The following is an 11097-nucleotide window of genomic DNA, read 5'->3' as shown; positions in this document are numbered from 1 at the left end:
ATCAAGACGCCACAAAATCACCATCAACGTATAGCCAATGGCCTGCTTTGCAGATAAACCGGCTTATTTCATGGAGCTTTTCTGCTTTACCATTGATTTTATATTTGGCAATAAACTCGACCAGTGCATGATCTGGCTCGGTATCTTCATGCCTGACAATTTGCAGGCTGATCCATTTGATGGATTTTTCATCCTCGAGTTTTAACACGGCAGGGCGCGTCGCAGGGTGCCAGGTTTTCAGCAGGTAATCATCCAGGCCCATGGCATAAGCTGCATAGCGTGAACGCATCAGCTGTTCAGCAGTGGGTGCATTTTCCCCTTGATGCCATGGCGCACAACAACTGCGATATGGCTGGCCGCTGTGGCAGGCGCAAGGGGTTTCTGGTGCCTGGGCTTTCACGCAGGTATTTCCTAGAATATCTCGCGGGTTTCGAGGAATTTCAGCTCAGGGTAACGTTCCTGAGCCATTTGCAGGTTGACCCGGTTAGGTGCCAGATACACATATTCCTCGTTACCGTCGAGTGCAACGTTAAAACCGTATTTATCGGCAATGGCCTTAAGGTCAGTTTCAGGACCACGCAACCAGCGAGCGGTTGAGCAATCGTAGCTTTCAAAAACCACATCAACGCCGTATTCATGTTCCAATCGGTGTGCCACCACATCAAATTGCAGGGTACCAATGGCACCGAGAATCAGGTCATTGCTCATCAAAGGGCGGAACAACTGTGAGGCGCCTTCTTCAGCCAGTTGTTGCAGACCTTTTTGCAACTGCTTCATCTTGAGCGGGTTTTTCAAGCGTGCGCGGCGGAAAAATTCCGGTGCAAAGGAGGGAATGCCGATGAACTTCAGTTCTTCACCTTCACTGAAGGTGTCGCCCAGCTTGACCGTGCCATGGTTGGGGATACCGATAATGTCGCCTGCGTAGGCTTCGTCGGTGGTGTTTCTATCTTGCGCCATAAAAGTAATGGCGTTGTTGACGGCTAGAAGTTTGCCACTGGCGACCTGCTTGATCTTCATGCCACGTTCAAAGCGACCAGAACAGACGCGCAGAAATGCAATTCGGTCACGGTGCTTAGGGTCCATATTGGCCTGGATCTTGAAGACAAAACCAGAGAATTTTTCTTCCGACGGGGCTACGCTACGACTTGCCGTTTCACGCGAAAGTGGAGCAGGGGAAATTTCTACCACTGCGTCCAGCAAGGACTGCACCCCAAAATTATTGATGCCGGAGCCAAAGAATACCGGGGTTTGTTTGCCGGTGAGGTAGGCTTCCTTATCAAACACATTGGAAGCACCGCGCACCAGTTCAACGTCTATGCGCAAATCTTTCGCCTGCGTGCCGATCAGCTCATCCAGACGAGGGTTATCCAGGCCTTTGATGGTTTCTGAGGTGCCTTTTTCCGCATGTGGGTCAAAGAATGAAATGGTGTCGTTATACAAGTGATATACGCCACGGAAGCTTTTACCCATACCGATAGGCCAGGTCATGGGTGCACATTGCATACCCAGCGTGGATTCAATTTCATCCAGCAATTCAATCGGTGCCCGGGATTCACGATCCAGCTTGTTGATGAAGGTGAGGATGGGTGTATCACGCATGCGGCACACGTTGAGCAGCTTGATGGTTTGTGCTTCAACGCCATTGACGGAGTCGATCACCATGACGGCAGAGTCAACTGCGGTCAATGTACGGTAAGTATCTTCCGAAAAGTCATCGTGACCGGGTGTATCAAGCAGGTTGATCATGTGATCCCGATACGGGAATTGCATCACCGATGAGGTGACGGAAATGCCGCGCTGCTTTTCCAGTTCCATCCAGTCTGAGGTGGCATGGCGTGCCGCTTTACGGCCACGCACTTCACCTGCAACCTGGATGGCACCGCCGAACCACAGGAGTTTTTCTGTCAGTGTGGTTTTCCCTGCATCCGGGTGGGAAATGATGGCAAATGTGCGGCGGCGATAGATTTCTTGGTTGAAGCTGGACATAGGTAAAGTTGAATGGCTAAGCAAAAGCGCTATTTTACCTTTTTGTGCCTGGATTCCGTGCTTATTTATCATGCAGGCCAGATAAGGGCTTTAATCAGGTGATATTGTCTGCTGGAATTACACTGATAAGCCTGGTGGTTTTGTGGCTCAGTCAAAGCACCAGTGGCTTGATCGTCATGTGAGCGCTATGTGAAAACTCATATCAGGCAGGATGTGATTTCCCTATAATATTAAAAAAATGAAAAACCTGGAGATGACATGCGTGAAGGGATAACAGGCTGTGGCGGGCATGCACCATGGGATTAGCCAGCCATCAAAGCCGACATGTATTGATCGTGGAAGACTATCAGGCCGCAGCGGAAACTTTTCAGGAGTTGCTGGAAATGCTGGGACACCGGGCTGATTACGTCATGAATGGGTATGAGGTGGAGCAGGCCCTGCAGGCAAATGCCTATGATGTGGTGTTCATGGACATTAATTTGCCCGACATTTCTGGTCTTGAATTGATTGCGCAGCTACGGGCTAAGCTGGGAGAGACTATTCATCAGCTTAAGTTTGTGGCGGTGACTGGTTATGTACAGTCTGAGTTAGCCGGGCTGCAAGCGAATACTCCATTCGATTTCTATCTCGAGAAACCTGTTGATCTTGCCAATCTTGAGCGTATTCTGACCGCTATCTAAATGCGAAAAAGCACTCGTCAATGAACACGCCTCTAGGTCAGCCATTGTCCGCGCAGGACTGGAGAGTAAACGGGATTCAGCATGAAATATTCATGCGTATATTTCCTAGCTTGAGGCATGGCCTGGTGGGGCCGATCTCAATTGCGCGCATGAGTGCAACCATCATTAAGCGAACCTTGAGCAAGGGTACTATTCCGGAAGAGGTACTCAATGAGCAGATTGCCCGCATCGATCAGCAGCTGGAAGAGGCTGTGCTTGATATACGCGCCCTACAAATCTGGGAGAGTAGATCCGCAGCAATGGCCGCTCCAGCCACGATTCTGCAACTGGGATTAGGTCTGATGGCCGCGCCGTTGGCGCTACACAATATCAAGGTGGAGCTTGTAGACAATGAGGTTCTAGAGCCTGAAGAAGTGAGGCAACAACCGATGCTCTATGCCTGGTTAGGCTTGCTTTGCCATTTCCATGATGAGCTGAGCACTCCCGTCACGCTCACCGTCGCACAAACATTGCCACATACCATCCGTATTGAGATCAAGCACATGCCGGATGATGGGCAATCATACCGGCCTGACATCAAGACCACTCATACACGCATTGACCAAGCTGCATTGGAAGCCCTTGCAGAGGCTGGTGGTTTCGCATTTACATTTGCCCCTGAATCCGTCAGTTTCTGCTGGACTTAACCTGGCCGATCAACAGAGCAAAGGCCTTTGTCTGACCGGTGTATAAAAATAATCCGCTACGCTTGCCAGCACTTTTTCGTCAAAGATAGTCAGGGCGTTATTGCTGATGCTGTGCAGCCCCAGTTTTTCCAGTTTGCGCAGGGTCTTGTTGGTGTGCGCCAGTGATAGCCCCAGTGAGTCGGCAATTTCCTGCTGGGTGAGCGGGAACGGGATAGTTTTTCCCGGTGTCGGGTAGATGGATTTATAGCGCTTATAGAGATGTAGCAGCAACATGGCGACTTTTTCCAGCCCGATACGTGCACCCACATTCATCAGGTTGTCATCGACGATATGCTCTTCCTGTGCGCATAACCAAGTGATGTCATAGGCCAGTGCAGGATGGCGTTCATAGAGATGCCATAGCTTGTTCTTGTCCAGTTCGCATAAGGTGACTGGCGTCAAGGCCTGCACATTGCTAGCGCTATGGTCCAGCAGGTTTTGCTGCAGTCCGATAATGTCGCCAGGCAGCAGGAAGTTGAGAATCTGTCGGTTGCCATTCTTGAGTGTCTTGTAACGATACGCCCAGCCATCCAGCAGCGTGTAGAGCTGTGGTGAGGCTGTATTTTCCTTTACGATAAATTTGCCCGCAGACAGGGCGACCTGTTTGACTTTAATGGCATTGATAAACTCGAGCTCTTCCTTGGTGTGGGTTTTGAAGGTTTTTTGTTCCCGTAGATAAGCGATCAAATCATCCATATGTTATTCCTGCTGTTAATGGTGGGATGGGGTCATACACGTTGCGCTGGAAGCGGCACATCTTTCAGCCATGCGGTAAGGCTTCAATCCCCAGCTTCCGATTGGCGGGGACGGCAATATCAATCATGTCCGGTTTTGGCAGGTTCAGGTTCTCCATGATGTTGATGAATTCATCACGGGTTTTGCCTGCCAGGCGCGGATTAATCGCTTTTTCCTGACCGATGCAACTGACGCGGCGACCTTTGTAATCATGTGCAGGGTAGACCAAGGTCTCTTCATCCAGCTCAAATAATTGCTGGGTGATACTGTCGTATAGCGTACCTGCATCCCCGCCCTGAAAGTCTGTTCTGCCACAGCCGTTAATCAGCAGCGCATCACCGGTAAACACGCTGTTGTTGATCAGGTAGCTAATGCTGCCTGATGTATGTCCTGGTGTCGAAATCACTTTGACCACCAGGCTGCCCAGCGTGAGTTGATCCCCATGCTGCAATTGCAGGTCTGCCGGCAAGGCATTGCAATGGCTGCCGATACCTGTGAGCGTGTTGGTTTTCTCGCGCAATAAGCCGCTCCCTGTAATGTGATCGGCATGGACATGCGTGTCCAGTGAGTATTTGAGCACCAGTCCGTATTCTGCCAACAGCGCTATATACAAATCTACATCAGCATTCACCGGATCGATAAAGAGGGCTTCATGGCTGGCCTCATCCCCTACTAGATAGGTATATGTTGAAGATTCCGTGTCGAATAATTGTCTGAAAATCATGGGCATCTTTCATTTAAGTGTGGTGCATCAAGATCATCACGGATGGTTGACAGGCATTGCTCCGCTAGAGCCTGCTATGGCAGGTTTTACGACCACTGGAAATTGACTCGGTTCACAGCGCTAGGATCCGGCAGTGCAACAGCTAGCAGCATGATACTGTGCTCTCGGTCAGTGTGATCAGCCTTATCAGACAATGACGGTTGTCCCCTGAATGAACTTAGTCGCGACTGACGGTCTCTACTCTCAACAACGGCGCATGCCGTGTATACATTGCCATGATATATTGTGGCCCCTAAAAGGAGGAGTAATGGCAATTAATATCAAAACAATAAGTGACAGTTTCAGTAGCTGTGCGCAATTGTCAGTTGAACAGGTGGCGGAAGCCGCTGAGGCTGGTTTCAAAACGATTGTGAATAATCGCCCAGATGGTGAGGGTGGTGCAGAGCAGCCAGCCAGTGCCGATATCCGTAAAGCGGCCGAGGCAGCGGGGCTGGTCTATGTGCATATTCCAGTGGTGCCCGGCCAGATGACGGATGCCCAGGTTTCCGAACTGGCTGATCAGCTTCCTGCATTGCCCCAGCCTATTCTAGGGTTCTGCAAAGGTGGCATGCGTGCGACCAATATTTATCAGCAGGCGCTGGCAAAAAACGGGGCATAGCCTTGCCCAGATATATGCTGGGTTGCATGCATATTCCGTGATTCGCAGCATGATGGCTGTGTATCTTGTGGAGAGTGGGATCATGAAAAACGGCATTCACTGTGAATGCCGTTTTTCATATTATTACCTGAATATCAGAGATTTTTAGGCTGCAGGCTGTTTCAGTTGCTCAAGAATAGCCGGGTTATCCAGGGTGGAAATGTCCGAGGTGATTTCCTCGCCCTTGGCAAGTGAGCGCAGAAGACGACGCATGATTTTCCCTGAGCGTGTTTTTGGCAGGTTCTCGCCAAAACGGATTTCGTCTGGTTTCGCAATCGGCCCAATTTCCTTGCCCACCCAGTCGCGTAATTGAGCGGCAACCAGTTTGGCTTCCTCTCCTTCAAGTCGCTGACCTTTGAGTACCACATAGGCAACGATGGATTCGCCTTTGATATCGTGTGGTTTTCCCACAATGGCTGCTTCTGCCACCAGCGGGTTGGCTACCAGAGCAGACTCGATTTCCATGGTCCCCAGACGATGGCCGGATACGTTCAATACGTCATCAATACGTCCCATGATCCAGAAATAACCATCGTCATCACGATGCGCGGAATCTCCCGCAAGGTAGTAGCCATTGAGCTCCTCTGGGAAGTAGGCTTTCTTGAAGCGTTCCGGGTTGTTCCAGATATTGCGGATCATGGAGGGCCAGGGTTTCTTGACGACTAGCAAACCACCGCCAGTATCGGTCACCGGGCTGCCATCCTCATGCACAATATCCACCATGATGCCAGGCAAGGGGCGGGTACAGGAGCCGGGCTTGGCGGCAATCGCCCCAGGCAGCGGCGCGATCATGTGGGAGCCTGTTTCGGTTTGCCACCATGTATCTGCAATCGGGCAGCGCTCTTTACCCACGACCTTGTGATACCACATCCAGGCTTCAGGGTTGATAGGCTCACCCACGGTGCCCAGCAGGCGCAGGCTGGAAAGATCATACTGCTTAGGTAAATCACCCCCGAGTTTGATCAGCGAGCGAATGGCAGTAGGGGCGGTATAGAAAATACTGACCTTATGCCGTTCTATCATCTGCCAGAAACGGCCTGCATCAGGCCAGGTGGGCACGCCTTCAAACACCACTTGTGTGCCACCCAGTGCCAATGGTCCATAAGCCACATAGCTGTGACCCGTGATCCAGCCTACATCGGCAGTACACCAGAAAATATCGGTAGCCTTATGATCAAATACCCACTTCATGCTCATGATTGCCCCCAGCAGATATCCACCTGTGGAGTGCTGCACGCCTTTGGGTGTGCCAGTGGAGCCTGAGGTATAGAGAATGAACAAGGGGTGCTCGGCATTCACCCAGGTTGGTTCGCAATAATCGGATTCTGCGGCTTCAAGCTCATGCCACCAATGATCTTTGTTGGCATTCCAGGCGATCTTGCCACCAGTGCGCTGATAGACAATCACCTGTTCCACAGCCTCACATTCTGCCATTTGAAGGGCTTCATCCACTGCAGACTTGAGGCTGACAGATTTACCGCCTCGCACCCCTTCATCAGCGGTGATCACCAGTTTTGCGCCTACATCGACAATGCGTTCATGCAGGCTTTTGGCAGAAAAACCGCCGAATACCACAGAGTGGATAGCGCCAATCCGTGCACATGCCTGCATGGCTACAATGGCTTCTATACTCATGGGCAGGTAAATGATCACGCGATCACCGAGGCCGACTCCTTGTTTCTTCAGGGCATTGGCAAAACGGCAGACACGCTGGTGCAAGGCTTTGTAAGTGAGGTTGGTAACGATGCCATCATCGGCCTCAAAAATCAGGGCGATCTTGTTGCCACGGGTAGCCAGGTGACGATCGATACAGTTGTAAGAGGCATTGAGGGTGCCATCGGCAAACCAACGGTAAAACGGTGCCTGGGATTCATCCAGAGTTTGACTGAAAGGAGTATGCCAGTTGATTTCACTTTGGGCCAATTGGGCCCAGAATCCGTTGTAATCCTGCTCTGCGGCCTGGCATAAAGCGTTATAGCTTTCTATGCCAGATACCGTGGCAGCTTGCTTGAATGCATCGTGCGGCGCAAAAACACGTGTTTCCTTTAGCACGGATTCAATCGAAGACATACATACTCCTCCAAAACACTATAATGAGATAGGCTATGACTTGCTAGTCAGCCATTTAATGGGTTTTCAGCCATTCATCATAACATTTCATTAACAATTTCAGATGCGCAAACTATCAGAGATTTTGCAAGAAAACACAGCACATAATCCGGATGAGCAATATGTATTGCACGCCATACGGTGCAGTCCATTTGTCCAGCGCCTATTGACCGGTGATGAAGCACTTTTGCCTGAACTGATGGCGCAGATGCATCAGGCATGGACTGCAGATGCCATGCGGTATTGGCTGGACCAGCAGGATATCCATGATGATATTTCGCTCAAGCGTGCATTGCGCAAGCTGCGCCAGCGCGTGATTTTGCGGCTGATAGTCCGTGATCTCAATGGGCTGGCAGACTTGAACGAAGTGATCAAGGTGGTCAGTGCGCTGGCTGAAGTGACTTTGCAGCATGCGTTGCACCATTTGACCCCATGGCTTGAAGCGATCTATGGCATCCCGATGGGAGAAGAAAGTGGTTTGCGCCAGGAATTCATTGTGGTGGGCATGGGCAAACTGGGTGGACATGAACTGAATGTGTCGTCCGATATCGACCTGATTTTTGCATTTGAAGAGGACGGTGAAACCAGTGGTACCAAGTCGGTCAGCAATATGGATTTCTTTACCCGCCTGGCCAAGCGCCTGATTGCGGCGATTGACGAGATCACCGAGGATGGCTTTGTGTTTCGCGTGGACATGCGTTTGCGCCCCTATGGATCTGAAGGGCCGCTGGCCTGTAGTTTTGCCATGCTGGAGGAGTATTACCAGAACCAGGGACGTGAGTGGGAACGTTATGCCTGGATCAAGGGACGCGTGGTCGCTGGTCAGGACCAGGGACTGAGTGATCTTTTGCGGCCTTTTGTGTTCCGTAAATATCTGGATTTTGGTGCATTTGCCTCAATGCGCGATCTCAAGGTGCAGATTCAGCGTGACGTGAATCGTCGCGATATGCATGACAACATCAAGCTGGGGCGAGGCGGGATTCGCGAGGTTGAGTTTATCGCCCAGGTGTTCCAGCTCATACGCGGTGGTCGTGACTCCAGCCTGCAAATCAAGCCTACATTGTCCGTGCTCAATCTGCTGCAGGAAAAGTCGCTGCTTCCCGGGACTACCGTCAGTGAGTTGCGTGAAGCTTATATCTTCTTGCGTAATCTGGAGCATCGCTTGCAGTATATGGAGGATACGCAGACCCAGGATATCCCCCAGAACGCAGAAGGGCGTGCCCGCATTGCCCTGGGTATGGGGTTTGAAAACTGGGAAGAATTTCACGCAGCCTTGGAACAATACAGGGCCAAAGTGCAGCACCATTTCGATGAGGTGTTTACCGACCCACAGGAAACCCAGTCTGCGGAAAAATCACAGGACACCAATGTGGCCGGGCTCTGGCAGGGCTTGGTCACGGGCCAGGATGCACATGACTTGATGGCTAAGCTGGGTTATGCCGAGCCTGAAGATACCTTGCGCAAGGTCATGAGTTTTCATGGCAGTCCACGCTATAAGCAGTTGCCTGAGTTGAGTCGACAGCGTTTCGATGCGCTGATGCCGATGGCCATGAGCCAGGCTGCACAAGAGCCACATCCCGACGTTGTGCTAATGCGGGTAGCCGACCTGCTGGATAGCATCTGTCGTCGCGCCAGTTACCTGGCCTTGCTGGCAGAGTATCCTGCTGCACTGACCTTGGTGATCCGGATTGTCGGAGCAAGCCCCTGGCTTGCTCAATACCTTTCGCAGCACCCCATCTTGCTGGATGAGCTGCTGGATACACGCAATCTCTATGCAGCCCCGGATTTTGCTGCCATGCACGCTGATCTTGAGCGCCGCATTCTTGATTTGCATGGCGATGTAGAGCGGCAAATGGATGAAATGCGCCACTTCAAGCATGCAGCTGTATTCCGCTTTGCCGCCAAAGATGTAGCGGGAGAGCTGTCGCTAGAAACGCTGTCTGACTATTTGAGTGCATTGGCCGATATCATCCTCGATGTGACGATCAAGGCGATTTGGCAAACATTGCGCAACCGCCATCGTGAGCTGCCTCTGTTTGCTGTGATCGGCTATGGCAAGCTGGGCGGCAAGGAGCTGGGCTATGCTTCTGACCTGGATATTATCTTTCTCTACGACGATGAGGTACCCGAAGCAGGCGAAGTCTATGCCAAGCTGGGGCAACGCATTAACACCTGGCTGAGCAGCATGACCTCCGCAGGCACGCTGTATGAAACCGATATGCAGTTGCGCCCGGATGGGGCGAGTGGTTTGCTTGTGAGTTCGGTGCAGGCATTCCGTACTTATCAACAGGAAAAAGCCTGGGTCTGGGAGCACCAGGCCCTGACGCGTGCACGTTTCAGTGCTGGCAGCCAGCAGATTGGTGAAGTGTTTGAGCAGATAAGACAGGATGTGCTTGCGCAGCCACGTGAAGTGCACAAGCTACGCGCTGAAGTGACTGAAATGCGTGAAAAAATGCATGGTGTTCACCCCAATCATGGCGATTTATTTGATCTCAAGCATGATAGAGGCGGGATCGTGGATGTTGAGTTCATAGTGCAGTATCTGGTACTGGCACATGCTGAGACATATCCCGAGCTGACCAGGAACCTGGGCAATATTGCCTTGCTGGAAATGTTGGGCCAGCTTGGCCTGGTCAATATGTCTCATGCGCAACGGGCTGCTCAGGCTTACCGCGACTATCGGCGTCGCCAGCATGCGATACGCTTGCAAGGAGAAAACAAGGCGCGCGTTCCGTTGCAGGAAGTCAGTGAGGATGTCGAGGCGGTACGCGCATTGTGGCAGGAAGTGTTTGTGGCGTGAGCCATACACTGGTGAGTTAGCTTGCCCGGGCCGGGCTGTGTTCTATGAGGCGTATGAAGCGCTTCATCAAGTCAGGGTCAGTTTTAATGCCTTCTTCGGCTGACATGATATCCATGATGTCGTGATGGCTGCGTCCGTGATGATAGGGGCGGCTGGTACTCATGGCATCGTAGCCATCTGCAATCAGTAATATACGGGATGCAAAGGGAATATCGCTACCTGCCAGGTTATCTGGGTAACCGCTGCCATTAAAGCACTCATGATGGTGCCGGATAATATCAGCAACATTATCCGCCTGTGGATGCAGGGTCTGCCGGAACAGTCTTTCACCCTTGACTGGGTGCATTTTCATCATAGCCCATTCTTCTGTATTCAGAGCACCTGGCTTGAGGAGCACATGATCTGGAATGCCTATTTTTCCAATGTCATGAAAGCGTGCGCTGATATGCAGCAGATCCAGCTCCGTTTGTGTCAATCCGCAATCCATGCCAAGTTGCACGGCCAGGGTAGAGACCCGGTCACAATGTACATGCGTGTATGAATCCCGTTCGTCCAGCGCAACAGATAGAGCTTCTGCAGACTCGGCAAGGTAAGACTCAAAAGAGGTGGGTGCGTGTTTGGGATTACTGTGCCGCATGGTG

The 11097-nt window shown here is 51.5% G+C and carries 10 protein-coding genes; 4 read left to right on the top strand and 6 right to left on the bottom strand.

Features of this window, described 5'->3' with window-relative positions; genetic code table 11:
- Position 1: 1 nt before the first annotated feature.
- Both LG201_RS05130 and LG201_RS05125 read right to left on the bottom strand, forming a co-directional pair.
- Positions 2-400, bottom strand: a complete 399-nt coding sequence (locus LG201_RS05130; RefSeq protein WP_226771086.1) for a YchJ family protein — start codon at positions 398-400, stop codon at positions 2-4.
- An 11-nt stretch (positions 401-411) separates the two neighbouring features.
- Positions 412-1986, bottom strand: a complete 1575-nt coding sequence (locus tag LG201_RS05125) for a peptide chain release factor 3 (protein WP_226771085.1) — start codon at positions 1984-1986, stop codon at positions 412-414.
- A 296-nt stretch (positions 1987-2282) separates the two neighbouring features.
- Here LG201_RS05125 and LG201_RS05120 point away from each other — a divergent pair, with 296 nt between their 5' ends.
- On the top strand, positions 2283-2666 hold the full coding sequence (locus tag LG201_RS05120) for a response regulator (RefSeq protein WP_226771084.1): 384 nt from the start codon (positions 2283-2285) through the stop codon (positions 2664-2666).
- Between the two features lie 20 nt (positions 2667-2686).
- Entirely contained in the window at positions 2687-3352 is a 666-nt protein-coding gene (locus tag LG201_RS05115) for a hypothetical protein (protein WP_226771083.1), read from the top strand.
- A 9-nt stretch (positions 3353-3361) separates the two neighbouring features.
- Here the strand turns inward: LG201_RS05115 and LG201_RS05110 are convergent, their stop codons facing one another.
- Together LG201_RS05110 and LG201_RS05105 are read right to left on the bottom strand one after the other, a co-directional pair.
- On the bottom strand, positions 3362-4087 hold the full coding sequence (locus LG201_RS05110) for a Crp/Fnr family transcriptional regulator (RefSeq protein WP_226771082.1): 726 nt from the start codon (positions 4085-4087) through the stop codon (positions 3362-3364).
- A gap of 64 nt (positions 4088-4151) precedes the next feature.
- Positions 4152-4847 (bottom strand): MBL fold metallo-hydrolase, encoded by a 696-nt coding sequence (locus LG201_RS05105; protein ID WP_319006050.1) that lies wholly within the window; start codon positions 4845-4847, stop codon positions 4152-4154.
- A 310-nt stretch (positions 4848-5157) separates the two neighbouring features.
- Between LG201_RS05105 and LG201_RS05100 the strand changes: the two genes are divergently transcribed.
- The gene (locus tag LG201_RS05100) at positions 5158-5508 is read left to right on the top strand and encodes a TIGR01244 family sulfur transferase (RefSeq protein ID WP_226771080.1); all 351 of its coding nucleotides are present in this window, start codon (positions 5158-5160) and stop codon (positions 5506-5508) included.
- Positions 5509-5652: 144 nt separating this feature from the next.
- On the opposite strand, the gene acs is transcribed toward LG201_RS05100, so the two are convergent.
- Positions 5653-7617 carry an acetate--CoA ligase gene (gene acs, locus LG201_RS05095; RefSeq protein WP_226771079.1) on the bottom strand — a complete coding sequence of 655 codons (1965 nt, stop codon included), beginning with the start codon at positions 7615-7617 and terminating at the stop codon, positions 5653-5655.
- Positions 7618-7720: 103 nt separating this feature from the next.
- Here acs and glnE point away from each other — a divergent pair, with 103 nt between their 5' ends.
- Positions 7721-10456 carry a bifunctional [glutamate--ammonia ligase]-adenylyl-L-tyrosine phosphorylase/[glutamate--ammonia-ligase] adenylyltransferase gene (gene glnE, locus LG201_RS05090; RefSeq protein ID WP_226771078.1) on the top strand — a complete coding sequence of 912 codons (2736 nt, stop codon included), beginning with the start codon at positions 7721-7723 and terminating at the stop codon, positions 10454-10456.
- 16 nt (positions 10457-10472) lie between these two features.
- Here the strand turns inward: glnE and LG201_RS05085 are convergent, their stop codons facing one another.
- On the bottom strand, positions 10473-11093 hold the full coding sequence (locus tag LG201_RS05085; protein ID WP_226771077.1) for an HD-GYP domain-containing protein: 621 nt from the start codon (positions 11091-11093) through the stop codon (positions 10473-10475).
- Positions 11094-11097: the final 4 nt, after the last annotated feature.

This window comes from Methylobacillus gramineus (assembly GCF_020532675.1).
GTDB lineage: Bacteria > Pseudomonadota > Gammaproteobacteria > Burkholderiales > Methylophilaceae > Methylobacillus > Methylobacillus gramineus.
The sequence above is the reverse complement of the archived record's forward strand: the minus strand, read 5'-3'. Positions and strand labels throughout refer to the sequence as shown.

Coding starts and splice junctions, on each gene's coding strand:
- LG201_RS05125 (WP_226771085.1), bottom strand. CDS start 1,986: ATGTCCAGCTTCAACCAAGAAATCTATCGCCGCCGCACATTTGCCATC.
- LG201_RS05120 (WP_226771084.1), top strand. CDS start 2,283: ATGGGATTAGCCAGCCATCAAAGCCGACATGTATTGATCGTGGAAGAC.
- LG201_RS05115 (WP_226771083.1), top strand. CDS start 2,687: ATGAACACGCCTCTAGGTCAGCCATTGTCCGCGCAGGACTGGAGAGTA.
- LG201_RS05110 (WP_226771082.1), bottom strand. CDS start 4,087: ATGGATGATTTGATCGCTTATCTACGGGAACAAAAAACCTTCAAAACC.
- LG201_RS05100 (WP_226771080.1), top strand. CDS start 5,158: ATGGCAATTAATATCAAAACAATAAGTGACAGTTTCAGTAGCTGTGCG.
- acs (WP_226771079.1), bottom strand. CDS start 7,617: ATGTCTTCGATTGAATCCGTGCTAAAGGAAACACGTGTTTTTGCGCCG.
- glnE (WP_226771078.1), top strand. CDS start 7,721: ATGCGCAAACTATCAGAGATTTTGCAAGAAAACACAGCACATAATCCG.
- LG201_RS05085 (WP_226771077.1), bottom strand. CDS start 11,093: ATGCGGCACAGTAATCCCAAACACGCACCCACCTCTTTTGAGTCTTAC.